The sequence below is a fragment of the Oryzicola mucosus genome, from assembly GCF_014534685.1.
Lineage (GTDB): Bacteria > Pseudomonadota > Alphaproteobacteria > Rhizobiales > Rhizobiaceae > Oryzicola > Oryzicola mucosus.
Genome location: NZ_JACVVX010000002.1, coordinates 1 through 22,799, shown reverse-complemented (window position 1 = coordinate 22,799; position 22,799 = coordinate 1). Strand labels below are relative to the sequence as shown.

Annotated in this window: 25 protein-coding genes, 1 tRNA gene and 1 pseudogene; 12 read left to right on the top strand and 15 right to left on the bottom strand. The window is 60.3% G+C overall.

What is annotated here, in order from left to right; translation table 11 throughout:
• The first annotated feature begins 4 nt into the window (after nucleotides 1–4).
• From ICI42_RS06595 to ICI42_RS06585, 3 genes are read left to right on the top strand one after another with little or no spacing between them, the layout of a single operon-like run.
• On the top strand, nucleotides 5–358 hold the full coding sequence (locus ICI42_RS06595) for an ArsR/SmtB family transcription factor (RefSeq protein ID WP_188163772.1): 354 nt from the start codon (nucleotides 5–7) through the stop codon (nucleotides 356–358).
• On the top strand, nucleotides 355–783 hold the full coding sequence (locus ICI42_RS06590; protein WP_188163771.1) for a YeeE/YedE family protein: 429 nt from the start codon (nucleotides 355–357) through the stop codon (nucleotides 781–783). Before ICI42_RS06595 ends, ICI42_RS06590 begins: the two co-directional genes overlap by 4 nt.
• Nucleotides 784–786: 3 nt before the next feature.
• Nucleotides 787–1,215 (top strand): DUF6691 family protein, encoded by a 429-nt coding sequence (locus ICI42_RS06585; protein WP_188163770.1) that lies wholly within the window; start codon nucleotides 787–789, stop codon nucleotides 1,213–1,215.
• Between the two features lie 105 nt (nucleotides 1,216–1,320).
• Here ICI42_RS06585 and ICI42_RS06580 read toward each other — a convergent pair whose 3' ends face one another.
• From ICI42_RS06580 to ICI42_RS23565, 11 genes are all read right to left on the bottom strand, one after another.
• Nucleotides 1,321–2,829: a tripartite tricarboxylate transporter permease gene (locus tag ICI42_RS06580; protein WP_188163769.1), complete on the bottom strand. Its 1,509-nt coding sequence runs from the start codon at nucleotides 2,827–2,829 to the stop codon at nucleotides 1,321–1,323.
• Nucleotides 2,830–2,841: 12 nt separating this feature from the next.
• Nucleotides 2,842–3,303, bottom strand: coding sequence for a tripartite tricarboxylate transporter TctB family protein (locus tag ICI42_RS06575; protein WP_188163768.1), 462 nt, complete (start codon nucleotides 3,301–3,303; stop codon nucleotides 2,842–2,844).
• Nucleotides 3,304–3,381: 78 nt separating this feature from the next.
• Nucleotides 3,382–4,335 (bottom strand): tripartite tricarboxylate transporter substrate-binding protein, encoded by a 954-nt coding sequence (locus ICI42_RS06570; RefSeq protein WP_188164440.1) that lies wholly within the window; start codon nucleotides 4,333–4,335, stop codon nucleotides 3,382–3,384.
• Nucleotides 4,336–4,567: 232 nt separating this feature from the next.
• Nucleotides 4,568–5,911: a sigma-54-dependent transcriptional regulator gene (locus tag ICI42_RS06565; RefSeq protein WP_188163767.1), complete on the bottom strand. Its 1,344-nt coding sequence runs from the start codon at nucleotides 5,909–5,911 to the stop codon at nucleotides 4,568–4,570.
• Nucleotides 5,908–7,749: a sensor histidine kinase gene (locus tag ICI42_RS06560; RefSeq protein WP_188163766.1), complete on the bottom strand. Its 1,842-nt coding sequence runs from the start codon at nucleotides 7,747–7,749 to the stop codon at nucleotides 5,908–5,910. The genes ICI42_RS06565 and ICI42_RS06560 overlap by 4 nt, the downstream gene beginning before the upstream one ends.
• A gap of 102 nt (nucleotides 7,750–7,851) precedes the next feature.
• On the bottom strand, nucleotides 7,852–8,883 hold the full coding sequence (locus ICI42_RS06555) for a sensor histidine kinase (protein WP_407945139.1): 1,032 nt from the start codon (nucleotides 8,881–8,883) through the stop codon (nucleotides 7,852–7,854).
• A gap of 4 nt (nucleotides 8,884–8,887) precedes the next feature.
• Entirely contained in the window at nucleotides 8,888–10,396 is a 1,509-nt protein-coding gene (locus ICI42_RS06550; protein ID WP_188163764.1) for an ATPase domain-containing protein, read from the bottom strand.
• A 204-nt stretch (nucleotides 10,397–10,600) separates the two neighbouring features.
• A tRNA-Leu gene (locus ICI42_RS06545) sits at nucleotides 10,601–10,685 on the bottom strand.
• A gap of 482 nt (nucleotides 10,686–11,167) precedes the next feature.
• On the bottom strand, nucleotides 11,168–12,367 hold the full coding sequence (gene trpB, locus ICI42_RS06540) for a tryptophan synthase subunit beta (RefSeq protein WP_188163763.1): 1,200 nt from the start codon (nucleotides 12,365–12,367) through the stop codon (nucleotides 11,168–11,170).
• A gap of 158 nt (nucleotides 12,368–12,525) precedes the next feature.
• Nucleotides 12,526–13,347, bottom strand: coding sequence for an AraC family transcriptional regulator (locus ICI42_RS06535; protein WP_188163762.1), 822 nt, complete (start codon nucleotides 13,345–13,347; stop codon nucleotides 12,526–12,528).
• A 225-nt stretch (nucleotides 13,348–13,572) separates the two neighbouring features.
• The gene (locus ICI42_RS23565) at nucleotides 13,573–13,740 is read right to left on the bottom strand and encodes an Rrf2 family transcriptional regulator (protein ID WP_230980212.1); all 168 of its coding nucleotides are present in this window, start codon (nucleotides 13,738–13,740) and stop codon (nucleotides 13,573–13,575) included.
• A 322-nt stretch (nucleotides 13,741–14,062) separates the two neighbouring features.
• Between ICI42_RS23565 and ICI42_RS24250 the strand changes: the two genes are divergently transcribed.
• Entirely contained in the window at nucleotides 14,063–14,560 is a 498-nt protein-coding gene (locus tag ICI42_RS24250; protein WP_407945138.1) for an alpha/beta fold hydrolase, read from the top strand.
• On the top strand, nucleotides 14,545–14,946 hold the full coding sequence (locus ICI42_RS24245; protein WP_407945137.1) for a hypothetical protein: 402 nt from the start codon (nucleotides 14,545–14,547) through the stop codon (nucleotides 14,944–14,946). Before ICI42_RS24250 ends, ICI42_RS24245 begins: the two co-directional genes overlap by 16 nt.
• Nucleotides 14,947–15,005: 59 nt before the next feature.
• Here ICI42_RS24245 and ICI42_RS06520 read toward each other — a convergent pair whose 3' ends face one another.
• Complete coding sequence (locus tag ICI42_RS06520) at nucleotides 15,006–15,818, bottom strand: SDR family NAD(P)-dependent oxidoreductase (protein WP_188163761.1); 813 nt, start codon at nucleotides 15,816–15,818, stop codon at nucleotides 15,006–15,008.
• Nucleotides 15,819–15,920: 102 nt separating this feature from the next.
• Between ICI42_RS06520 and ICI42_RS06515 the strand changes: the two genes are divergently transcribed.
• Nucleotides 15,921–16,811 carry a LysR family transcriptional regulator gene (locus ICI42_RS06515; protein WP_188163760.1) on the top strand — a complete coding sequence of 297 codons (891 nt, stop codon included), beginning with the start codon at nucleotides 15,921–15,923 and terminating at the stop codon, nucleotides 16,809–16,811.
• Nucleotides 16,812–16,826: 15 nt separating this feature from the next.
• Here the strand turns inward: ICI42_RS06515 and ICI42_RS06510 are convergent, their stop codons facing one another.
• Nucleotides 16,827–17,186, bottom strand: a complete 360-nt coding sequence (locus ICI42_RS06510; RefSeq protein WP_188163759.1) for a winged helix-turn-helix transcriptional regulator — start codon at nucleotides 17,184–17,186, stop codon at nucleotides 16,827–16,829.
• Nucleotides 17,187–17,721: 535 nt separating this feature from the next.
• On the opposite strand from ICI42_RS06510, the gene ICI42_RS06505 reads away from it, so the two are divergent.
• From ICI42_RS06505 to ICI42_RS06495, 3 genes are all read left to right on the top strand, one after another.
• A complete protein-coding gene (locus tag ICI42_RS06505) occupies nucleotides 17,722–18,612 on the top strand; it encodes an SDR family oxidoreductase (RefSeq protein WP_188163758.1) in 891 nt (296 codons plus the stop codon).
• Between the two features lie 149 nt (nucleotides 18,613–18,761).
• A complete protein-coding gene (locus ICI42_RS06500; protein WP_188163757.1) occupies nucleotides 18,762–19,439 on the top strand; it encodes a glutathione S-transferase family protein in 678 nt (225 codons plus the stop codon).
• Nucleotides 19,440–19,595: 156 nt separating this feature from the next.
• Nucleotides 19,596–19,820, top strand: coding sequence for a hypothetical protein (locus ICI42_RS06495; protein ID WP_188163756.1), 225 nt, complete (start codon nucleotides 19,596–19,598; stop codon nucleotides 19,818–19,820).
• A gap of 287 nt (nucleotides 19,821–20,107) precedes the next feature.
• On the opposite strand, the gene ICI42_RS06490 is transcribed toward ICI42_RS06495, so the two are convergent.
• Nucleotides 20,108–20,704 (bottom strand): TetR/AcrR family transcriptional regulator, encoded by a 597-nt coding sequence (locus ICI42_RS06490; RefSeq protein ID WP_188163755.1) that lies wholly within the window; start codon nucleotides 20,702–20,704, stop codon nucleotides 20,108–20,110.
• 263 nt (nucleotides 20,705–20,967) lie between these two features.
• On the opposite strand from ICI42_RS06490, the gene ICI42_RS06485 reads away from it, so the two are divergent.
• From ICI42_RS06485 to ICI42_RS23445, 3 genes are all read left to right on the top strand, one after another.
• Nucleotides 20,968–21,318, top strand: coding sequence for an ethanolamine utilization protein (locus ICI42_RS06485; RefSeq protein WP_188163754.1), 351 nt, complete (start codon nucleotides 20,968–20,970; stop codon nucleotides 21,316–21,318).
• 96 nt (nucleotides 21,319–21,414) lie between these two features.
• Nucleotides 21,415–21,720 (top strand): hypothetical protein, encoded by a 306-nt coding sequence (locus ICI42_RS23450; RefSeq protein ID WP_210317042.1) that lies wholly within the window; start codon nucleotides 21,415–21,417, stop codon nucleotides 21,718–21,720.
• A 61-nt stretch (nucleotides 21,721–21,781) separates the two neighbouring features.
• Nucleotides 21,782–22,087, top strand: a complete 306-nt coding sequence (locus ICI42_RS23445; RefSeq protein WP_210317040.1) for a hypothetical protein — start codon at nucleotides 21,782–21,784, stop codon at nucleotides 22,085–22,087.
• Nucleotides 22,088–22,567: 480 nt separating this feature from the next.
• Here the strand turns inward: ICI42_RS23445 and ICI42_RS24325 are convergent.
• A pseudogene (locus ICI42_RS24325) lies at nucleotides 22,568–22,799 on the bottom strand (transposase); the annotation flags it as partial.

Genomic DNA, 22,799 nt, shown 5'->3' with positions numbered 1-22,799 from the left:
GTCAATGACCGAACAGCTGTCTTGCGAAGCGGCCAATATGAAGGCGCATGTCGACGAGGCATCGGTCTTCCTGAAAAAACTGTCCAACCCAGACCGATTGCTGATCTGCTGTGTGCTGGTGGATGGCGAACGCTCGGTGCGCGAGTTGGAGGATCTGCTGGGTCTCCGCCAGCCCGGCCTTTCACAGCAGCTGGCCGAATTGCGCGCTGCCGATTTGATCGTCGGCCGCAAGGACGGAAAGCAGGTGTTCTACCGGCTTGCCGACCCGCGCATAACGGTCTTCATATCCACCATGCACCGCCTGTTCTGCCAGCCTGTCCCTTCAGCGCCCCAGCGCAAGCAGAAAGTCGCATCATGACCGAATTCACGCCACTCCTTTCCTTGCTTGGCGGGGTCCTTATTGGTTTGTCGGCTGTCCTGCTGATGTTGACCGACGGCCGTATTGCGGGCATCAGCGGCATCGTCGGCAGCCTCTTCCCGCCCTATCGTGACAAGGCGCTGGCGAGAAGCCTAGCTTTCATCCTGGGGCTGGTGTTCGCACCGTTGGTCGCGAACTCAATCACCGACCAACCGATTCAACAGTCGATTTCCTCCAACATACCGCCGATGATCGCAGCAGGATTGCTTGTCGGCTTCGGTTCCGTTTGGGGAAGCGGCTGCACGTCAGGCCACGGCGTCTGCGGCATAGCACGGCTCTCACCACGATCTTTTCTGGCAACCGCCATCTTCCTCGCAACAGGCTTTGTGACCGTCTTCATCGCCAGGCACATCGTCGGAGCTTGATCCATGTCGATCCTGATCAATCTGCTCCTCGGCCTGCTGTTCGGAACCGGACTGATCGTGTCCGGCATGGCCAATCCGGCCAAGGTGCTGAATTTCCTCGACCTTGCCGGAACTTGGGATCCATCGCTTGCCTTCGTCATGGCGGGTGCGGTGGCGGTGGCCAGCGTAGGCTTTCGATTTGTTCTTCGACGTAGCAGGCCGCTTCTGGCGAGCCGTTTCCAACTCCCGACCCGCAAGGAGATCGACCCGGCGCTGTTCTTCGGTCCGGCGCTTTTCGGTATCGGCTGGGGGCTGGGCGGCCTCTGTCCTGGCCCGGCTTTCACAGCACTTCTCCTTTCAGCACCGGGCACACTTGCCTTTGTTCCGGCCATGCTTGCCGGCATATGGGCGGCGCGGTTGCTCAAGGAAGGCTGGGCACCTACAGCAGATTGACCGCCTGCCGGCGACGCCGAGATTTGAGGGCTGTTCAACGCTGAGCCAAACTTTTTAGGCCGCCCGTTGCAGGGCGGCCCAAGTCTAAACCAATGCTTGATCGGCTCAATCTTCTTCGACGAACACCTCGTCGCGCTTCTTGCGCACGCTGGGCAGCAGCACCACGATCAATACGCAGAGTGCAAGTCCAAGCAGGATGGCGCTGATCGGGCGCGTCACGAAGGTGGCGGGATCGCCACGCGACAGGATCATGGCGCGCCGCAGATTTTCCTCCAGCAGCGGTCCCAGCACGAAGCCGAGAAGCAGCGGAGCGGGTTCGCAGCGCAGCTTGGTCAGCATGTAGCCGAGAAGCCCGAAGAGGGCGACGGCGTAGAGGTCGAAGACGTTCGAGTTGACGCTGTAAACGCCGATCGAGCAGAACGCCATGATGATGGGGAACAGCACGTAATACGGCACCGTCAGCAGTTTCACCCAGAGCCCGATCAGCGGCAGGTTGAGGATGATGAGCATCAGATTGCCGATCCACATCGAGGCGATGATGCCCCAGAACAGCGCAGGCTGTTCCGATGCCACATTGGGGCCGGGAACGATGCCCTGAATGATCATTGCGCCGATCATCAGCGCCATGACCGGATTGGCCGGAATACCGAGCGTCAGCATCGGAATGAACGAGGTCTGCGCACCGGCATTGTTGGCCGATTCCGGTCCCGCAACGCCGGCAATGGCGCCGTGACCGAACTCCGCCGGGTTCTTGGAGACACGTTTTTCGACGGTGTAGGAGGCAAACGAAGCCAGGATCGCACCGCCGCCGGGGAGAATGCCGAGGACCGAGCCGATCGCCGTGCCGCGCAAAATGGGTGCTGCCATGGCCTTTAAATCGGCGCGCGTCGGCATGAGCCCGGTCACCTTCGCCAACAGGACCTCGCGCGTTTTCTCGCTTTCGAGATTGCGCAGGATTTCGGCGACACCGAAGACGCCGACAGCTACGGCCACGAAGTTCAGCCCATCGGCATATTCACGAATGCCGAGCGTGAAGCGCGGCGCTCCGGAATAGATGTCCGTGCCGACCAGGCCGAGAAGCAGCCCCAGAACCACCATCGCCAGCGCCTTGACGACAGAGCCATGGGCGAGCGCGATGGACGACACCAGGCCGACCATCATGAGAGAGAAATATTCGGCCGCACCGAATTGCAGCGCGATGGCCGTCAGCGGCGGCGCGAACAAGGCGACGAGGAAGGTCGACACCGAGCCGGCGAAGAACGAGCCGATCGCGGCAACTGCGAGCGCTACGCCCGCGCGCCCCTTGCGCGCCATCTGGTAGCCGTCGATGGCGGTGACGGCGGAAGAGGATTCGCCGGGCATGTTGATCAGAATGGCGGTGGTGGAGCCGCCATACTGCGCACCGTAATAGATGCCCGAAAGCATGATCAGCGAAGAGACCGGGTCGCCGATCTGGAAGGTGATCGGCAACAGCATGGCGATGGTCGCCGTGGCGCCGATACCCGGCAAAACGCCGATCAGCGTGCCCAGAAGGACGCCTATGAGACAGAAGCCGAGATTGGTCAGCGTCGTGGCGGTGGAAAAGCCGAGTGCGAGATTGCTGAAAAGTTCCATCGTCGCCGTTCCTCAGAAGCTCAGCCAGGGGCCGATGTTGCGGAACGGCAGGCCAAGGCCGTAGCTGAAGACGGCGACCGAAAACGCGGTGATGACAGCGGAAAGGATCAGGGCCAGCGGCACCGTCATCCGCGAACTGGCGAAGGATGCAAGCAGGCAGGTCAGGAACAGCGACGGTACGAAGCCGAGACCGCGGACGGTGACACCGAACAGGATCGGCGCCGGCAGGATGAACAGCGCGCCGCGCCAGGCAATGGGGCCGAGCGGTTCTCCTTTGATCCGCGTCGCCTGGACGACGACGACGAGACCGAGCAGGACCAGGACCAGGGCGAGCACGAGCGGGAAATATCCAGGCCCCATGCGGAACGTGGTGCCCAAATCGAGTTGTTGCGACTGGAACGCGAAGAAGCCGCCAAGCGCGACGAATATCGCACCGCAGGCTCCGTTTACCGGGTCAATGGTAAAGGACTTCATGAGGTCTCACCGACTGGCATGAGGAACGGGAATGCGGAAAAATGCCGGCGGCATAAGGCCGCCGGCGCATTTTTGACATCAGTCCGCGAACTGGCCCGCGCCTTCGATGATCGGCTTCCAGCGCGCCACTTCGCCTTCCAGCTTTTCCTTCAGCGCGGCCGGGGTGGCGTCTTCCGCCGGAGACGGCGTGGTACCCAGTTCGGCGAAGCGGGCCACCACATTGGGGTCCTGCAGAGCAAGCTGGAGCGACTTCGACAGCCGCTCGGTAACCTCCGCCGGCGTACCCTTCGGCGCGTAGAGGCCGTGCCAGATACCGACGGTCACATCCGGAAGGCCGCCTTCGGTCACGGTCGGCAGGTCTGGGAAGATGTCGAGCCGATTCTCGGAGGTCACCGCGTAAGCCTTGATGGTGCCGCCCTGAATCTGCTTGGTGGTGTTGGTGGTCTGGTCGCACATGATGTCGACCTGGCCGCCCAAAAGGTCGGTCATCGCCGGTCCGGTACCTTTGTAGGGCACGGTCACCAGCGGGGTGCCGATCGCACTCATGAACAGCATGCCGCACAGATGCGACGCCGCGCCGATGCCGGCATTGGCGACCGTAACCGTATCCTTGTTGGCCTTGGCATATTCCACCAAACCCTTCAGATCGGTTGGCTCGAGATCCTTGCGGCCGACGATGGTCATCGGCACCTCGGTGACGAGGCCGACATATTCGAACGCGTTGAGCGTGTCATAGGCGAGCTTGCGGTAGAGCGTCGCTGACGTGGCCATGCCGATGTGGTGAAGCAGCAGCGTATAGCCGTCCGGATCGGACGACGCGACGCGTCCCGCACCGAGCGTGCCGCCGGCGCCGCCGACATTTTCAACGATGATCTGCTGGCCGAAATCCTTGCCCATCGCCTCTGCGACGAGACGCGTGACGGTATCGGTCGGTCCGCCCGCAGCGAAGGGCACCACGACGGTAATGTTGCGGTCCGGATAGGTCTGCGCGTTGGCATCGAATGCGGTGACGGCGAAAGCAGCGGCGACCATCAGGCCTGTGAACAGAGTCTTCACGGATTTCCTCCCTTGAAACAACCTCCTACGCGCCGATTTCCTCCCGGCCCGATCAGGTGATGGATGCAACTTGCCGAGTTGTAGCGGCGTGGCATAGCGCTAAAGCTCAATTCTTCGCAATTTCTCCGCATAACCGTCAAAAATGGGTGGAATTCGTAACATCGAAGGGATGCGGTGGGTGAAGATTCACCCATCTGCGCAATTGCGGTCACTCCGACGGCGCAGTTCCCTTGTCCAGGCCGTAGCGCTGCATCTTTTCGTAGAGCGTCTTACGGGAAATGCCGAGCGCCTCGTAAACCGGCTTCAGATTTCCGCGATGCGCCGAAAGCGTGCCGGCAATCACACTTCTTTCGAAATCAGCGACCTGGTCGGCAAGCCGTCCGCCGTCGGCATCGCGCAGCGTTTCCTGTTCGCCGCCAAGGCCGAGACCGAGAACGAACCGGTCCGCCGCGTTGCGCAGTTCCCGGACATTGCCGGGCCATTGCCGGCGCGCAACCTCGACGAGCACTTCCGGCGCGACCTCGACGTGGTCCCGGCGGTAGCGCCCGGAGGCTTCGCGGACCAGTTGAAGAAACAGCAAGGGCACATCCGCCCGCCGCTGCGCCAGGGAAGGCATGCGCAATGTGACGACATTCAGGCGGTAGAACAGGTCGGCGCGGAATCGGCCGGCGGCGACTTCGGCCTCGAGATCGACCTTGCTGGTTGCGATGAAGCGCGCATCGAGAGGCACCGGCTCGTTCGAACCGAGCCTGGTGATCACACGCTCCTGAATGACGCGCAGCAATTTCGCCTGCAATTCAAGCGGCATCGATCCGATCTCGTCCAACAGGATCGTGCCGGTGCGCGCATGCTCGAACTTTCCATAGCGAGCGCGCAGCGCACCCGGGAACGCACCGGCTTCGTGGCCGTACAACTCGCTTTCGATCAGGGTTTCCGGCAATGCCGCGCAATTGATCGCGACGAAGGGACGCTCCGCGCGTCCGCTGATGTCGTGAAGCGCGCGGGCCAGAACCTCCTTGCCCGAGCCGGTATCGCCGATGATCAGCACATCCGCATCCGTGCCGCCCACCGCGCGCAACTGGTAGCGCAGGTCGACCATGATCTGCGTGCGGCCTGGAAGACGCGCTTCGATATCGTCGCGCTTGCCGGCCGCGGCCCGCAGGATGCGATTTTCCAGCACAAGTCGGCGATGATCGATGGCGCGGGCCGTGCGGTCGGCCAGATCCTGGGCGTTGAACGGCTTTTCGATGAAGTCATAAGCGCCTTCGCGCATCGCCTTCACCGCAAGCTGCACTTCGGCGTGTCCGGTGATCAGGATGACGGGGATATCGACGTCGATATCGCGAATCCGGTTCATCAAAGTCATGCCATCCATGCCGGGCATGCGGATATCCGTGATGACGACGCCATTGAAACCGGGATTCAACAGGTCCAGCGCGCGCTCCGCCGACGCCGTGTCGCGCACCTTGAACCCGGCCAGATCCAGCGTCTGCGCCGTCGAGCGCCGCAACTCGTCTTCGTCGTCGACGAGGATGATGGTCGATGGCGTCACTCGGCAGCCTCATGCCGCTGCATCGGCATCGCGTCGAGTTCGATCGTGAACACGGCGCCGCCCTCGGGATGGTTGGCGATCGACAGGCTGCCGCCGAAATCCTTGACGATGTTGTAGGAGATCGACAGCCCCAGGCCGAGGCCCTTGCCGACACCCTTCGTTGTGAAGAACGGATCGAAAATACGCTCGGCGATGGCGTCGGGCACCCCCGGCCCATGGTCACGCACGGCGATGCGGACGCGTCCGGCGTCGGCTTGCACCGAAAGCTCGATGGTGCGGTCCTTCAAACCCTCCACCGCATCGGCGGCATTGGAGATGATATTGACCAGCACCTGCTGCAGCCTGACCGCGCCTGCCCTGACCATCAGCGGCGCAGGGCCAAGATCGATCGACAGCTCGGCGCGTGCCGATTTGAGACGCGAGGCGACAATGGCGAGCGTGTCGTCGATCACCGATTCTATCTCGACCGGCCCCAATTGCTCATTCGGCTTCCGCGCAAAGTTGCGCAAATGCCTGCTGATGGAAGCCATGCGGTCGCTGAGGCCCGATATCCGCGATACATTGTCCCGCGCTTCCGCGATCCGCTCGCGGTCGAGCAGCACGAGTGCGTTGTCGGCATAGGTTTTGACAGCTGTCAGCGGCTGGTTGAATTCATGCGACAAGGCCGCCGACATCTGCCCGAGCGCTGCGAGCTTGCCGGCCTGGACGAGATCGGCTTGCGTCTGGCGCAATTGCCGCTCGGTGGCGCGGCGCTCGTCGATTTCGGTTTCCAGCTGTCTGTTGACGCTCGCCAGCGTGGCCGTCCGTTCGTCAACGCGCTGCTCGAGTTCGATGCGCGCGGACCGCTGCAATTCCAGGCGTTCCGCCAGCCGCGCGCGCCGTTGCCACAGGATCAATCCGGCAAGGGCGGCTAGCCCGAGCACCAGCAGAAAAGCGACAGCCACGGTGAAAGCCTGGGCGCGGGCGGAGCGCGTGTCGAGCAGCACGTGCACCGTCCAGCCGGCGTCCTCCATCGTATCCGACACGTCGAGATATTCGCGGCGCTCGTTGCTTTCCGATACGGTCAGAAGCGGCAGGCGGCCGTCATAGGAACTGTTGGAAACAGGGAGTTCCGTCAGCACGGCATTGGCATAGCGCTTGGATTGCTCGGTTCGCGCGATGCGCTTGCGCGTCAGCGGCAGCAGGCCGGCATAGAGCCAGTCCTTGCGCCCGGTCATGAAGATGATGCCTTCGGGATCGGCGACGATGATCTCGTTGTCGCCGCCCCTCCACGAAGCTTCGATGGCATCCATGTCGACCTTGAACACCACCACACCGCGAATGTCGGCACCGACCAGAATGGGCGACGAAAAGTAATAGCCGCGCTTGAGGGAGGTCGTGCCGAGCGCGAAGAACCGCCCGTTGCGGCCCTGAACAGCGTCCTGAAAATAGGGCCGGTATGCGAAATTCTCGCCGACGAAGCTCGTCGCCTGATCGTAGTTGCTGGCGGCGATCGTGCTTCCGTCAACCATCATCACATAGATGTCCGACGAGCGCAGCAGTTCGTTGATGTCCTTGAGATACTCGTTCGCGCGGTCGCGCAGGACGGCGTCGTTCGGGCTGACGGCAAGCTCCTTGATGTCGTCGTGATCGGCGATCAGGGCCGGCAGCGGCTCGAAACGGTCGATGTGGCCCCTGAGACCGGCAATGGCCAGGCGCAAGGTCGTCTGCCCTCGCGACGCGGCCTGATCGAGGTAGACCCCGGTCGCCAGCGAATATCCGAACGACAGAACGCAAGCCGCCGCGGCAAGAAACGCGCCGATAAAAGACAGCCTTCGAAGCGTCGGGTATGTCAGCATTTCAGAGCCCGCAACAAGGCTCGAAACGCTAGAGCAAGATGCGGCAAGAGGGAAGCACGGGATTGAGCCTACCCGCCTGCGTAAGCAGATGCCTTGTGGGGTTTAGGGTGCCGCCTGATATTCAGGAACCAGGCGATCGCGCTTGAGAGGAAGCGATAGCGCAATTTGCAGTCCGGCGGGCAGGAACTGCATGTCGATCTTGGCTTCCAGCTGTACGGCCAACACGCGCTCGAAAAGTATGCTGCCGAATCCCTTGCGCGACGGCGCCTCGACGGGCGGACCGCCACGCTCGCGCCAAAAAAACGAAAGCCGCTCGTTGCCTTCATCATTGGTCGTTGACCACTCCACATCGAGGACGCCGGCCGGGCCTGACAAGGCGCCGTATTTGCTGGAGTTCGTCGCAAGCTCATGAATTGCCATGCCCAACGGAACAGCCTGGTCGGCGTTCAACGATACAGCCGGACCATCCAATCTGACGCGACCGCTGTCGTCGTAATGAGCCAGTTCGCCTTTCAGAAGGTCTTCGAGGGATGCCGTTTGCCAATAATCGTCGGTGAGGAACGAGTGGGTGCGAGCAAGCGATTGGACCCTGGCCGAAAACGTCTTGTAGAGTTCGTCGACCGACGTCGACGAACGTGCAGTGGCGCCGAGGACTGCCTGGACATTGGCCAATGTGTTTTTGACGCGGTGGTGAAGTTCACGAATGAGAAGGCGCTGGCGCGCATTGGTGCGTTCCCGCTCATCCAGGAAAGCCCTGACTTCCAGCTGGCGCTTCCGGGCGCGCACTGCGGACCGTACGGCCGCAACCAAGGCAAGCGGCCCAAACGGTCGTTCCAGAGAGACGCCGTACTCGCTCAGGAAAGCCAGGCGCTCGTCGATCGGATTGCCCCTGGTGGTAAGAAGAACGAGCGGGAAATCCGACCATTTCGGCTGGTTATTGACCCATTCCGCCAAGCGCCCGCGGTCTTCTGCCAACAGGGCTTCCTCGGTGACGATAAAACAGAACGCCCGATCGAATCGGTCGAGGCAGTCGCCGATTCCAGCACATATCTCGGAACTGAATCCCTGCCCTTCCAAAATAGCAGCGGCAACGGATGCGTCACGCCCGAAGGGCGCCAGAATGAGCGCATCCATCATGTCACTCGTCACCGATATCGGTTCCCATCAACGCAGACTTGGTTCCGTGATATTTTGGGATGCCTGACAAGACACCGGAGAATTCCTCGAGCGCGGATCCCACAACCACCCCTCTTGAAGACAAGGTAAGCTCCCTGATGGTGTCCTCGTGCGTGCCCATACGCTTCTTGACGACGGATACCGCGCGCCGAATCCGGCCGTTAGCCTCGAAGTAGCGGAGCAGCACAACCGTATCGCTGAGATAAGTGAGATCCACCTGCGAGTTCATCTGCCCCACCACGCCGTGATTGGCGAGCAGGAGAAACGTGACGACGCCTTTTTGGTTCAGATAGGTGATGATTTCATGCATCTGGAGAACGAGATATTGTTCTTCAGGCATCGCGTTGAGGTAGCCGTTCAGACTGTCGACAACGACGACTTTTGCGTCCTGCCGCTCAACTGCGTCCTGTATCCGGCTCGCAAGTTCGCCAGGCGTCAATTCGGCGGGATCGATCTGATCCAATTTCAACAAGCCGCTCCGAATGAAGGGTTCGAGCGGCATCCCCATTCCCGTAGAACGCTCCTTCACCACCCTCAGCGTCTCATCGAACACCATGAGGTAGCCGGCTTCGCCGCGTTCGAGCGCGGAATACAGATACGATATGGCGACGGAGGATTTTCCCGTGCCAGACGGGCCCATGATGAGTGTGGTGGTGCCTCTGTCGAGACCGCCATTCATCAAGGCATCAAGTTCGGTATTGCTTTTGGCGTACTCGCCGCCCTCCACAATGGGATGATCGGCGGCGACCAGACGTGGAAAGACCGTGACGCCACCCGACCGAATGACAAGATCATGGTAGCCACCGCGGATCTGGACTCCGCGCATCTTGATGACGCGCAGGCGCCGTCTCTCGCCTCCATAAACCGGGACGCGTTGCTCCAAACGCACCACGCCATGGCAGACGCTATGAAGATTGAGGTCGTCCTGCTCGCCGGTCAGATCGTCGAGCAACAGCACGGTGATGTCGTGCAGCAGGAAGAAGCTTTTGAGGGCAAGAACCTGCCGCCGGTATTTCAAAATTCCCTGCGACAGCAGCCGGATTTCCGAAATCGAGTCGAAGACCACGCGGTCTGGCTTCAGGCGTTCGACTTCGGCCAAGACCATTTCTACGGTTTCGCCGAGTTCGAGATCGGAGGAATGAAGCAGCGTCTGTCGTTTGCTGGGATCGAGGCTCAGTTCGGGCGGGATAAGTTCGAAAATCTCGATGCCGGCCAGGTCGAACCCGTGCCGCGCCGCCACGGAATACAGTTCCCGTTTGCTTTCCGACAAAGTTATGTAAAGGCATCGTTCGCCGCATTTGATGCCCTCGATGAGAAACTGCAGTCCGATCGTGGTCTTTCCGCTTCCGGGCCGACCTTCCACGAGGTGGGCCCGGGCGCGCACAAATCCGCCACGCAGAACGTGATCCAGGCCGGGAACGCCCGAACCGACCAGATTGGCATCGCCGTCAGTTTCTTGCTGATTGTCCATAACTCATCCTGTCCAGCGGTGGGAGTGGCCGCATTTCCGACTAATCTGGAGCTAAAACAGGACTTGTCAAAGTGGGGACCTCGTTCTCGACGCAAATTCCGCAACGACAGCTCATTCAAGTTTCGACGGGCCGCTCGACAGAACAGATCCTTCAGTGGAAAACAACCGCCTTGCGACAAAGAGAGCGATGCAATCTGGAGATGATGGTGCGGGTGGCCGGGGTCGAACCGGCACTCCTTTCGGAACTGGATTTTGAGTCCAGCGCGTCTACCAATTCCACCACACCCGCACGGTGCTGAGCCCCTGCGTGAGGTACGCCTGGGGGTAGCTGGCAGCCGCTATACCGCACCTGATTTCAAATTTCCAGTCGAAAGCTTTCTGCAGATTGAGCAGATTTTTTCGTCACCTAGGCAGGCACCGCCGCATCCGGCCGACCATTGCTGGAGCCGCCGTGATCCCTTCTCGTAGTTGGCTCAAATTGCATATTCGGGGCCGTTAACGGACTGCGGCTGACAACGGACGTAGAGTGCTGGCAACAGTCCGTTGAAAGCTGCCGTTCTGCAACCGACGCCATTGCGGGCGTTCGGGGTAAACGTGTCGTCTCCCGAAACTTGCCATTGGCCAGCTCTCGCGAAACGGTGGAGCCGGGCGGCTTACGTGTAGGATTTCAGACGCTCGAGCTGTGAAGCAGGCTGCGCTAGTCAGTGAGAAGGCAGTTCTTGACAGTTGAATATCGGCGACCAGCATGTGCGCCTGAGGCTGGTTTACCTCTCATGAATCGTCCTCGTCCCAATGGTGGTTCAGAACGAAATCGACATCTTTGTCACCTCGGCCGGACAGGTTCACCAAGATACTTTCCGACGAAGGACTGCGCTCTGCCAACTTTATCGCGAACGCCAGCGCGTGGGAACTTTCGAGAGCTGGTATGATTCCCTCCGACTTTGCTATCCGGAAAAAGGTGCTGATCGCCTCTTCGTCGGAGATGGCCGAGACCTTTAGGCGGCCGGCCTCATGCAGCATTGCGATCTCTGGTCCCACCCCGGGATAGACCAAGCCGGATGCCACCGACGACACCTGCGATGGCGTCCCGTCTTCCTGCTGCAGAACGATGGACAGCGCCCCATGAAGCGTTCCAAGAGTTCCGAAGGAGAGAGTCGCAGCATGTTTCCCGGTCTCATCTGACGTACCCAGAGGTTCCACTGCATGCAAGGCAACGCCGGGATCGTCGAGGAAACCCGAATACATGCCCATTGCGTTCGATCCGCCAGCTAGGCAGGCCACGACGTGGTCGGGCAATACCCCCTCGTTCAGGGACAGAAACTGACCGCGAGCCTCATGCCCAACGACCGACTGGAAATCCCTTACGATCATCGGGAAGGGGTGCGGCCCAATTGCTGAACCGATTGCGTAGAGGGCGTGGTCACGCTGCTCGACATAGGCGCTGAAAGCGGCATCGCTCGCCTCTTTCAATGCGGACTGCCCAGCGTTTGCAGCAACCACCCGGGCACCGAGGAGGCGCATGCGCCCAACGTTTGAGCCCTGCTTGACCATGTCCACTTCGCCCATATGGATCTCGCATTCGAGACCGAAGTAGGCGGCGGCGGCGGCGAGCGCGACCCCGTGCTGCCCCGCTCCCGTTTCCGCGATCAGCTTGCGCTTGCCCATCTTGCGGGCAAGCAGCGCGAAACCCACGCAATGATTGATCTTGTGCGCACCCGTATGGTTCAGGTCCTCACGCTTGACGTATATTCGCGCGCCACCGACTTCAGCGGTCGTTCTCTTGAGAAAGTGGACCGGCGTCGGTCGCCCCTGCAGACCGACGCGAACCGTCTCCAGGTCGTGCTGAAAGTCGGGCGTGTACCTCAGCAAGCGATAGGTTGATGTGAGTTCTTCAAGTGCCGGCCACACTTCAGGCGGATAGTGATTGCCGCCAAACTGCCCAAAATAGCCCTCCGTATCGGGGAATTTCATTGGATACGTGTGGTCTCGCTGCGGCATCTCGATAACCTCGACCTGTTGATGCCGAAGGCTACGTCACTGACTAATGTGGCGTATTGAACATGATTTGCATGCCGTGTTGGCGGCTGGGGCTAGTGAGGCCATCCTGCCTAGCGATCAGCTTGATCTGACTAACGGACTTGGCGGGGTTGACCGCCTTTCTTTCGTCGATACCCGTCAATGACTCGCGAAAGTGCGCCAGGAGACACCCCAAATACCTTCTTGAATTCTCGTGTGAAATGAGCCTGATCGCTAAAGTCGAGCATCAGCGCGACCGCACTGAGTTGAAAGCCCTCAGAAATCAACTCTGTGGCCTTCGCTATGCGAACCTGACGCATATATTTCTGAGGTGCCATTCCCACCGCCTTGCTGAAGGCCCTGACAAGATGGCTCTTGTGCACCCCCATTTCGCTTGCGAGTTCCTCGGTCCGCATTGCACGTGTGCAGTTCTTCCGGATCAGCATACAGGCTCTGCGCGCCAGTTCCCTGGAGCTTTCATCCGCAGAATCCGTCGAGAAGACACACGCCGCGAGCATCCTTCCAAGCGATGCCTCGATGGACTTGCCCTCTTCCGTAGGTGCGTCCAGGGCATCGATCAACTCTCTTGTACTTGAGCGCCGCCTGAGAATGGTAGTCTGAATCCTGAGAGGTCCATGGCAGCACTCAAACCCAAGACACTTGCTAAGAAATTCCTTGGATGGATACAACACGTCGTACTCGACATCTTTCTCGCGGCAATGCGCCGAATGGACCTCATATGGGTTGAAGAAAAAGACGTCGCCCGCGTGGGCGGTATCACTCCATGTAGCCGATCTGATTTCGGCCGAACCCCGCTTGAGCGCAACAATCGAGTAGGTGCTGTGTAGATGGGGATCAAACTGGCTTGCAGTCGCGCGAGCGCGTAAGAGATCGGCTTGCTGCGACGCAAAGCTGATGGATTTCACCTGCGTCATCGAAAGCGTCCCTTTCGCACGTGGGGTGGCACAGCTTCGTAACGCGCTAACTGGCCGCAACACTCACGACGTTTCCAGCGATGGCCTTTTGTGCTATCTCCGCTAGGGTCACGCGAGAGAACTCATCTCGAATTGCGATCTCTACCGCGCCGAACGCTGCTGTCAGCGCCGCGTTAGTTGCGCGTTCCACTGGGCAGCTGGGATGATCTCCCGAGACACCAGCGCTCAACACAGGTCCTCGACAAGCGCTGACTGGATGTCGAGGATTGTAATATCAGCAAGTGACTGCTGCAGCGTCCATCCCCCACCTCGTCCGCCCTCGGAATCGACAATACCCTTAGCCTTCAGCAGACCCATCAACCAGCGTACCACGACAGGGTTGGTGTTTAGCATCCGCGCGATCGTATCTGAAGTCTCCCGACCGCCCAGAAGCCCATGTGAACCAAAACGTGGACCATTCGCGCCAGCCTGCCGTCCTGCTTCATACCGACACCCTATTCCGTAACTTGAAATGTCGCGCTTTCGACCTTTCCTGCTATACCGCACTTCATGAAGTTACGGAACGATCATGAGGCCATGAAGAGCAAACGGTCTTGCTTGGCGGGCTTGTCGTTTCTGTCGCCTTATCCACCGTACCGTACCTGAGGCAGGAGCGGCAATCAGGCCACGAGAGAGCGCCTTGAAACAGCGGACTGTCGGAACCAGCACGATCAAGATGAACATCATCGAAGAGGGCCGCGGTCCCGCCGTCCTGCTCTGCCATGGCTTCCCGGAAACCTCCTATGCCTGGCGGCACCAAGTGCGGGCACTCTCCGGAGCCGGCTTCCACGCTATTGCGCCCGACATGCGCGGCTATGGCGGCAGCGACACGCCGGAGTCGATCGACGAATACACCCTTTTTCACATCGTCGGTGATATGATCGCGTTGCTCGACGCTCTTGGAGAACAGCAGGCAATCATCGTCGGCAACGACTGGGGCGCCACAGTCACTTGGCAAGCCGCACAGCTGAGGCCTCACCGATTTAACGGTGTGGTGGCGCTCAGCGTGCCTATGATGGGCAGACCGCCGGTGCCTCCGACAACCATCTTCCCGCAAACCCAGGATGCCCAGCTCTATACGCTCTACTTCCAGGAACCCGGTATTGCAGAAGCCGAACTGGAGAAGGACATTTCGGCGCACATTGCGCATGCTGCTTTATGCTGCGTCCGGTGACGCAGGCCCGCGCGAGCGGGGATACGACACCCAATCCATTCGGAATGGTTTCGCGGCGCGACGGCCTGCTGGCTCCTCTGCCTTATCCCGACAAACTCCCCGCTTGGCTCTCCGAGGCTGACTTGGATATCTACGCGGAGGCGTTCACGAAGACAGGTTTTCGCAGCGGATTGAACTACTATCGCAATCTGGATCGCAACTGGCAGCTCCAGGTGTCGCTCTCCGGTATGAAGGTCGAGGTTCCGGCTCTGTTCATCGCCGGACAGCGCGATGCTGGCTTGCAGATTCCGGGCATGACGGAGATCATACAGGCGATGCCGACACTTGCGCCTCGTGTGCAGGAGCCCGTGTTCGTAAGCGGCGGTGGGCACTGGCTCCCCCAGTAATGCCCGGATCAGGTCAGCGCCGCCATTGTCGCATTTGGGCGAAGCATACTCACGGCGCCCTAACGATCGGCGGACCTGGCGATCTCCTGCCGCAACTGGTCAACCTTCGCACTGGCCCACTGGCGTGCGTCATCGCCGAACACGAGCCTCGATGGCACTTCGCTCTGCGAGGCAAGCGTCACGATCCGTGCGGCGAGTTGCCTTGGATCGCCGGGCTGATTGCCATTGGCCTCGTTGACGAAGGCGCGGTACTGCGTGATCGCTTCGGCGTAGTCGGGAGTGTCGATGCTGCCGAAGTTTGCCGACTTCCGGTCCATGAAGTCGGTGCGCAGCATCCCCGGCTCGACCAGAAGCGATCGGACGCCCAAGGGTGCCAGTTCCTGCGCAAAGCCCTCCATCCATCCTTCGACCGCAAACTTCGACGCCGAGTAGACGGCTCCTCCGGCATTGGAGACCAGCCCGCTGACCGACGAGATGGTGACGATGAGACCCGAGCGGCGCGCCCGCATGTGGGGGGCGACCGCGCGTGCCACGTTCATCGTGCCGAATAGGTTGACCTCGAACTGGCGCCGCACCGCGGCATCGGAGAAGGTCTCGAAGTAGCCCAACTCGGCATAGCCGGCATTGTTGACAAGCACGTCGATTGCACCGACCCGCTTGATCGTCTCGGCGGCAACCGCGTTCGCGGCGACCGCGTCGGTGATATCGAGCGGGAGGACGTGCAGGCGTCCATGTTCGCCCCCAAGTGCTTCGCGTGCCGCGTCGGCGGACCGCGCCGTTGCTGCGACCGTTTCGCCCGCGTCGAGCGCGGCGCGCGCGATCTCGCATCCAAGTCCGCGGCTTGCTCCGGTTATCAGCCAAACCCTATCCACCACCTGCTCCTCATGCCTTCAACTGTTGCTCACTAGGTAGTCATGCTAATTGATCGTGAGAACCGCCTTATTAGTAATAGGTTTGATTAGCAGGGGTCATCGATGCGTCCTGATCAGCTTGCCGATTTCGCCGTCTTTGCGGCCATCGCCTCAGACCGAAGCTTTACGCGTGCCGCGCGTCGGCTCGGCGTCACCCAGTCGGCGTTGAGCCAGACCATGAAGCGTTTGGAATCCCAACTCGGTTTTCGCCTGCTCGCCCGCACCACGCGCAGCGTCGCTCCGACCAGTGCCGGCGAGCGCCTGCTCGCCACGCTGTCGCCGGCACTGGTCGGGTTGGACAACGAGATCGAGGCGCTGTCCCAAGCCCGCGGCGTGGCGATCGGCACCGTCCGGATCACGTCAGGCAAACACGCCACGGATACAGTGCTGTGGCCGATGCTCCCGTCCTTCATGCGCCGCCACCCCGGCATCGAGGTGGAGGTGTGCGTGGAGGACGGAATGACTGACGTTGTCGCGGGCCGCTATGATGCGGGCATCCGCCTCGGCGAGCGACTGGAGAAGGACATGATCGCGTTGGCGGTCGGACCTAAGCTTCGCGTCGCGGTGGTGGCGGCTCCCGGATATCTAGCCGAGCGTCCCGCGCCACTGGAGCCCGCCGACCTCACGGCACATCGCTGCATCGGCTATCGCAACGCGCAGGGCGACCTGTCTCCCTGGTCGTTCGAGCGCGGCGGCCGAGCTGTGACGGTCACGCCAGGGCGGGGGCCGGTGTTCAACGATGGCAACCTGCTGGTGGCCGCCACCCTTGAGGGTTTTGGCATCCTCTACATCCTGGAGGATCTGGTGGCGGCGCCGATCGCCGACGGCCGCCTTATCCGGCTGCTGGAGCCATGGTGCGAGCCGTTCCCCGGCTATCATCTCTATTATCCCGACCGAGAAGGCACGAGTGCTTTCGAACTATTCAAAGGCGCGCTTCGAGACAGCAGAGCCTGATGAAGGATCGGTCTGCTAGGTCAACTCTTCCACGCGCGCTCGCTTCTCTACGATCATCGCTACCTCCGCATTGTGACGGGTTCCCCATTCGCATAGCGGCGCGAGCAATTCGGCCAGGCTTCGACCAAAATCCGTCAGCTCGTATTCCACGTGCGGTGGCACCGTCTGGAAGTCGATACGGCGAACGACCCCATCGTCCGCCAGTTCCTTCAGGTGCTGGATCAGCATCTTCTCGCTGACATTGGTAACGAGCCTGCGGAGCTGTCCTGTCCGCTTGGAACCGCTGGCGAGGTGATAAACAATAAGCGGCTTCCACTTGCCGCCAAGGATTGCCAGGACCGCTTCCAGGCCGCATCGAAAGTTTGTCTCGGTCATTCTGATCTCCTAAATCTTACACTTACAAAATGGTTGGTACTGGAAGAAGCGTCTGCTCTGTCTTAACTGGATCCGACCACGTTGTCGACGCGCACCGCGTTCGACAATCGCCGATTGAGCGTGCGCGATTAAGATTTTTAGGAGGCGTCTATGAGGTTCGGATTTATCGGAGCAGGTGTGGTCGCACAAACGATCGCGCGCCGCCGTTCGACGTCAGCCCAATCGTGTCGAAATCCATCTCTCTCCATACCGAGATGGTGTTCGCGAAGGTGATCAGCGGCTTTGACCTCGCCAGTCAGGGCGAGATCCTCGCTGAGGTTACCGATCGCGTTGCCTCTGGGGGGCTGCGCCCGATCGTTTCCACTCGGCTCGACGGACTGACCGCCGAGGACATGAAGACTGCACATGAACACTCAAGAGCAGACGTACGATCGGAAAGATCGTGATCGCCGCCTGACTGATCCAGCTCGCCCCAATCAATTCAGAGCTTGGCGCTACTCCGCCGCACCACCCCCATGAACCGAAAGGAAAATCCATGACCAAAATCCTCGTCACCGGCGCTACCGGTAACATCGGCCGCATGACCCTCAACCATCTTCTAAACCGGGTGCCCGCCGATGACATTGTCGGTCTCGCGCGCGAACCGGCCAAAGCGGCAGATCTTACCGCCAAGGGGATCGAGATCCGCCAGGGCGACTACCTGGATTATGACGGGCTGGTGCGTGCGTTCGAGGGCATCGAGAAGGTGATGCTCGTGTCGGCGACGGCATTTACAGACCGGAATACCCAGCATGAAAACGTGATCAATGCGGCACGAGAAGCCCATGTCCAGCACATCGTTTTCATGCCGATTATTCGCAAAGCTGGGTCTGATTTTATGCTGCCACAAGTCACCGAGGAGGACCGCTTTGTCGAGGAAAAACTCAAGTCCTCCGGCCTGACATACACGCTTGTCCGTCATCCGCCATTTCTCGACAATGTCGAACTCTACGTTGGCGGCAGTGCGCTGGAGGCCGGGGTTCATGCGCCGGCCGGTACAGGCAAGGCGGGCTACGCCTGCCGTGAGGATCTGGCGGAAGCCCATGCCGTCGTGTTGACCGAGGCTGGCCATGAGAACAAGTCCTACTCTCTGTATGGCGACCCGGCGGTGTCCTTTTCGGACATTGCGTGGATCCTGTCGGACATCAGCGGCAGGCCTGTACCGTTCAAAACGGTCTCCGATCAGGAGTACATCGCCAACCTCGTGTCAGCCGGCCTGCCGGAACCGGCTGCGGGGTTCGTGCTTACGTGGGTCCATGGCGTCAACGCTGGCGAGTGGGAGGGCAAGTCCGGCGACATGGAGAAACTCCTTGGTCGTAAGCCGACGACCCCGGCCGAATTCCTGCGGGCCAGCTATGCTTCTCTCGAACTTGAGACCGAAAGCTAGTCCCCAACAGCCCCATAGGACCATAGAATATCGGGGTTGGTGCGTGCGAGGTATGCGCCAATCTCCGCCGGGAGCCAAGCTCCGGGGCGATCATGAATGCATAACCGTCTGGTGCCGAACAGAAGAATTCGACTAGAGGACAAGAAGGCATGGCCGAAACGTATCGTCTCCACTATTTCCCAGAGTCGGGCAACAGCTATAAGATTGCTCAGATGCTTACTCTCTGCGATCAGCCATTTAAATTAGTGTGGACCGATTTTGCTGGTCGAATTACTTGGAGCGAGGAATGGCGCCGCAAGTTTAACCCAATGGGCGAGATTCCTGTCCTTGAAGAAGGTGGAAGGCAGCTGACGCAGACGGGACCGATCCTGCTCTATCTGGCGGAGAAATTCAACCTTCTCACTGGTGGGGAGGAATCACGGTACGAAGTGCTTCGGTGGCTCTTCTGGGACAACCAGAAGATGTCCGGCTATATGGCCACCTATCGCTTCATCAGGACGTTCAGCGAAGGTCCGGATCCGGCAGTGCTGGCGTTCTTTCGCCGCCGCATCGACGATTTCCTCGGGATCCTCGAAGCTCGTCTCCGCGACCAGCCATTTGTGGTCGGCGTCAATGTCACTATCGCCGACATTTCCATGTGTGCGTACTTGTCCTATCCCGAGGATGAGATCGGATACGACCTCGGCCGCAGCTACCCGCATGTGCGCGCCTGGCTGGACCGACACGCGGCACTTCCCGGTTGGCGATCGCCCTACGATCTTCTCCCTGGCCAACGCCTGAAGCGCTTTGACGGGGACGCTGGGTCATTTCGTCCAACCCGCGCTTAGGGCAATAGAACCAAGCGAGGATCTCAGCTTGAAGCCCGAGAGTTTGCCTTTGTGTTGCCGCCGCTAGAGACCGAAGCCCCCAATCGGCAGCCGGGCGCAATAGTGACAATGTTAGCTGCCAGCTCACCCATCTGTCCAAACGAGCAGGGTTCAGGAATGACATCAAACATCATCGACCAAGTTGCTTTGGCTCTGTTTGCCAGTGATGGAATGAAGATCGCCTGTCCCGGCACCACCATTCAGCAATCCTGGGACAGCACGCCTGAAAAGCAGGTCGCTTACAGGGAGCGAGCGCCGGTGTTTCTGAAGGTCATGGGGCAGCAAATATCGGGTCTGGCCGATGCCGAAATTGCAAAACTGGACGACCACAAGCGGCAGTGACCTCATGTAGCCTGCTCCTGAAATGCGGGTTTCTGTAAAACTGGCGGTTGCCGGGCCGTAGCGTTGGGAAACGCCAGCTTATTGCGATCCAATCCGGTTCAGCATCCAACGGTCATCGGCGCGAGGGGCATCGCCAAGCTTTTCCGAAAGAGAAGAGGAATGATTGACCCTGCCCGATCGCTCGCTTCGGAACGGCGTTGTGCCATTGCAGCCGCTTCACGGCGCACCATGAACACGTCGCGCCATCTGTTGCCGATCCGATCTACCAAATTGCGGTGCCGCGCTGGTCATCCTTCCAGACTTCCCCTGATCAGAGCGCCGAATGCGGCGACGATCTCGGCTTCGTCGCCGCGTCCTTGTATTAGCGAGGCGGCGAGCGCCTCTCCCGCCCCGACCAAGCCTACGCATCTGCGGACGAGATCGATTTCCGAGACCGAACTGTGCGGCGCCAGCACCGCCACGAACATCCCGACGCAATAATCGAGACAATCCGTCACTACGGCACTCTTCTCCTGGCTGCCGGCTAGTGCCGCGCCAAGGTTGTAAACTTCTCCCTTGGTGTCCGCGGCGCACCGGATGTAAGCTTGGGCAAGTAGATTCACGGTTTCCGCCCTGCATTTTGGCTTCGCCGCCATCGACTGCCGGAAAGCGTCGACTTGCTCCGCGTCCAGCCATTTGTAGAGTTCGGTGAGCAGGGCAGTTCTCGTCGGGAAGTGATCGTACACGACGGGCTTCGAGACACCCGCAATCCCGGACAAGCGGCCCAAGGTGAGGCGGTCGACGCCCTCATCCCTCGCAATGGCGCGGGCACAGCGCAACAACTGCTTGTGGCGCTCCGCCTTGGAAAGCCTGACAGGTCGATCGTTTTTGATGCTTTTCGTCATGCGGCCCGGACACCATCAATCGCCTACAAGAGGGAACCTACCAACGGTAACTTCGTTCCTACCTACGAAAGGTAGGTTCTGCATGAAACAAGCAGACGGTAGGTCGAGGAGCGGTATCTGGCTTTGACCTAGTGTAGCGAGGCGCCCCGTGGAGGACATGTCGCAGCCTGGGACCAGCCCTCGGTTTTCGCCAAGGAGTGGAGCTAGCTTTCGAACAGTATGTTGACCAGCGTACCAGCGCAATAAAACTGAAAGGCAATCCAATGGTTCAGAAATTCGCAGTATCCGACGCATCGTTCGAGCGGTCGCCTGGCCAGGACGAAGATATCTTCGCCGCCAATATGGTCGACCAAAAGAACGGCGGCCCCATAACTGTCGGTTTCGGCCGATACGGTCCCAATCAGACGTTGAGCGAAGTGCTCGCCGTGAATGACGTAATGGTGGTTCTCTCCGGGAAACTTTCCGTAACAGGGCCGTCGGGAATGGTCACGGGCGCAGTCGGCGAAGTCATCTACATGCCGAAAGGCGAACAGGTCACCATCCGATCTCACGAAGAAGGAGCGGTCACGGCGTACGTCACCTACCCGCACTGGCAGGAAGCGGGCACGGATTGATGCTCATAGGACGGACGCGCTGCGATGTGTTCTTGTAATGGCGGGCCGACGGTATACGAGGCAACCTTTGAAAATGATAGCGGCAAGTCGGCTCCGATGCTGCGGGAGGTGATAGTCTGCGGTCAGTTCGTTCGGGCTCTCCTGGCCTTTGCCGGGCAGGAATGGACCGAAACTAACGACGACTTTATCTCGAACCTGATGCAAGGGCCGGCGTCCGATACGCCGGCCCCCTTCATGGGCCCGCCGGTGCTTCTGGATATCGAAACCTGGTTCGCAGTTTCGCAGATGCCTGCCATCGTCCACTTTCTGGGTGAGACGCTCGAACTGATGCCCGCTGATCCAAAGCTCCGCGCTCTAGCGATGAAAGTCGCCATGATGCCAACGACGTTATCGACGAGCTAAGCCTTGACGGCGGCAAGGAGATGTGGACCGACGTTCGTTCAAGCCACAGCTGCGAAAATGGATGACGATTTGGGAAGAACTTGGCCTGCGCTACGGTCTAACGGAAGGCGATGGATCTCTCCTGGGAGGGGTCCGACCCGGGGTCGCCGATGTGATTACGGCCACTCTCTGGCACACCGTCACCGACCGGTTCGACCGCATAGATCGGCTTCTCGCTGAGACCGCACCAAGTATCTCAGCCTTCAGCGAACGCATGTCCACGCTGCCTGAACTCGCCGCGCTGGATGAACGGACGCGACGAGATTTCGGCGACGAATACGCCGGAGGGCAGATTGGCGCATCGATGAAGACGGTTCTGAACACGTAGGTTACCATGCCTCAGCGTCGAGTAGACCGAGAAGATGCATCGGCTTTTGCGGCCAGGTCGTTGCCGAGAAGCCGAGGCAGGTCGAGCGCCACGGATCGCAGCTCGCCGCGTCTTTATTGCACGGCCGCCCTACTGAATGTCCGTTTTTCAAGTTCATCGCTCAGAAGTCGACCGTCGGAATCGTGAAGAGTTTCGGGCGCCGGCAGGCGTACGAAAGTCCCCGAGGAAGGAACCCGCGGGGCACAGTCGACGGCTATGGGGATTTCGAACTGCGGCCGATGTCGGCGATGGCGCGACCGCCGCCGGGAAGCGTGGGGATGGATGCGAAGAGGCCGCTGCGTTGCTCCTTCGCGCAGTATTGGCTGCCAAGAACTGATCCGGGCGGACGCGTGTCGGCGTCGGTGATTACTCTGGGCGCGCGGGGGTCCGATGCCGGCGGCCGAGCGCCTGCGGCTGAAGGTTCGACCATGCCATGCCGGGTCATGGAGCAGTCTCCCGGCTTGTCGCCGACGCGTGCGGCGGTCCTCGCGGTTGCCTCCAGCGCTCGAACGTCTCAATCATGATCATGCGTCCACCGCAGCACCGGCATGGATGCGATGGAACCCGCGCGGCAGGACATGGATTAGGAAGCGGCGGATGAACTCGTCGGCCGCAAGCGTCATGACCTGCCGCCGGTCCGCGCCGTCGCGGCGGTAGTCCTTGTAGCGGAAGG

Coding starts and splice junctions, on each gene's coding strand:
- ICI42_RS06570 (WP_188164440.1), bottom strand. CDS start 4,335: ATGGTCGCCGCTGCTTTCGCCGTCACCGCATTCGATGCCAACGCGCAG.
- ICI42_RS06585 (WP_188163770.1), top strand. CDS start 787: ATGTCGATCCTGATCAATCTGCTCCTCGGCCTGCTGTTCGGAACCGGA.
- ICI42_RS06590 (WP_188163771.1), top strand. CDS start 355: ATGACCGAATTCACGCCACTCCTTTCCTTGCTTGGCGGGGTCCTTATT.
- trpB (WP_188163763.1), bottom strand. CDS start 12,367: ATGAAATTCCCCGATACGGAGGGCTATTTTGGGCAGTTTGGCGGCAAT.
- ICI42_RS06495 (WP_188163756.1), top strand. CDS start 19,596: ATGACATCAAACATCATCGACCAAGTTGCTTTGGCTCTGTTTGCCAGT.
- ICI42_RS06550 (WP_188163764.1), bottom strand. CDS start 10,396: ATGGACAATCAGCAAGAAACTGACGGCGATGCCAATCTGGTCGGTTCG.
- ICI42_RS06505 (WP_188163758.1), top strand. CDS start 17,722: ATGACCAAAATCCTCGTCACCGGCGCTACCGGTAACATCGGCCGCATG.
- ICI42_RS23565 (WP_230980212.1), bottom strand. CDS start 13,740: ATGCTAAACACCAACCCTGTCGTGGTACGCTGGTTGATGGGTCTGCTG.
- ICI42_RS06490 (WP_188163755.1), bottom strand. CDS start 20,704: ATGACGAAAAGCATCAAAAACGATCGACCTGTCAGGCTTTCCAAGGCG.
- ICI42_RS06580 (WP_188163769.1), bottom strand. CDS start 2,829: ATGGAACTTTTCAGCAATCTCGCACTCGGCTTTTCCACCGCCACGACG.
- ICI42_RS06510 (WP_188163759.1), bottom strand. CDS start 17,186: ATGACCGAGACAAACTTTCGATGCGGCCTGGAAGCGGTCCTGGCAATC.
- ICI42_RS06560 (WP_188163766.1), bottom strand. CDS start 7,749: ATGCTGACATACCCGACGCTTCGAAGGCTGTCTTTTATCGGCGCGTTT.
- ICI42_RS06575 (WP_188163768.1), bottom strand. CDS start 3,303: ATGAAGTCCTTTACCATTGACCCGGTAAACGGAGCCTGCGGTGCGATA.
- ICI42_RS06555 (WP_407945139.1), bottom strand. CDS start 8,883: ATGGATGCGCTCATTCTGGCGCCCTTCGGGCGTGACGCATCCGTTGCC.
- ICI42_RS06485 (WP_188163754.1), top strand. CDS start 20,968: ATGGTTCAGAAATTCGCAGTATCCGACGCATCGTTCGAGCGGTCGCCT.
- ICI42_RS24245 (WP_407945137.1), top strand. CDS start 14,545: ATGCTGCGTCCGGTGACGCAGGCCCGCGCGAGCGGGGATACGACACCC.
- ICI42_RS06595 (WP_188163772.1), top strand. CDS start 5: ATGACCGAACAGCTGTCTTGCGAAGCGGCCAATATGAAGGCGCATGTC.
- ICI42_RS06515 (WP_188163760.1), top strand. CDS start 15,921: ATGCGTCCTGATCAGCTTGCCGATTTCGCCGTCTTTGCGGCCATCGCC.
- ICI42_RS06500 (WP_188163757.1), top strand. CDS start 18,762: ATGGCCGAAACGTATCGTCTCCACTATTTCCCAGAGTCGGGCAACAGC.
- ICI42_RS23450 (WP_210317042.1), top strand. CDS start 21,415: ATGCTGCGGGAGGTGATAGTCTGCGGTCAGTTCGTTCGGGCTCTCCTG.
- ICI42_RS24250 (WP_407945138.1), top strand. CDS start 14,063: ATGAACATCATCGAAGAGGGCCGCGGTCCCGCCGTCCTGCTCTGCCAT.
- ICI42_RS06535 (WP_188163762.1), bottom strand. CDS start 13,347: ATGACGCAGGTGAAATCCATCAGCTTTGCGTCGCAGCAAGCCGATCTC.
- ICI42_RS23445 (WP_210317040.1), top strand. CDS start 21,782: ATGACGATTTGGGAAGAACTTGGCCTGCGCTACGGTCTAACGGAAGGC.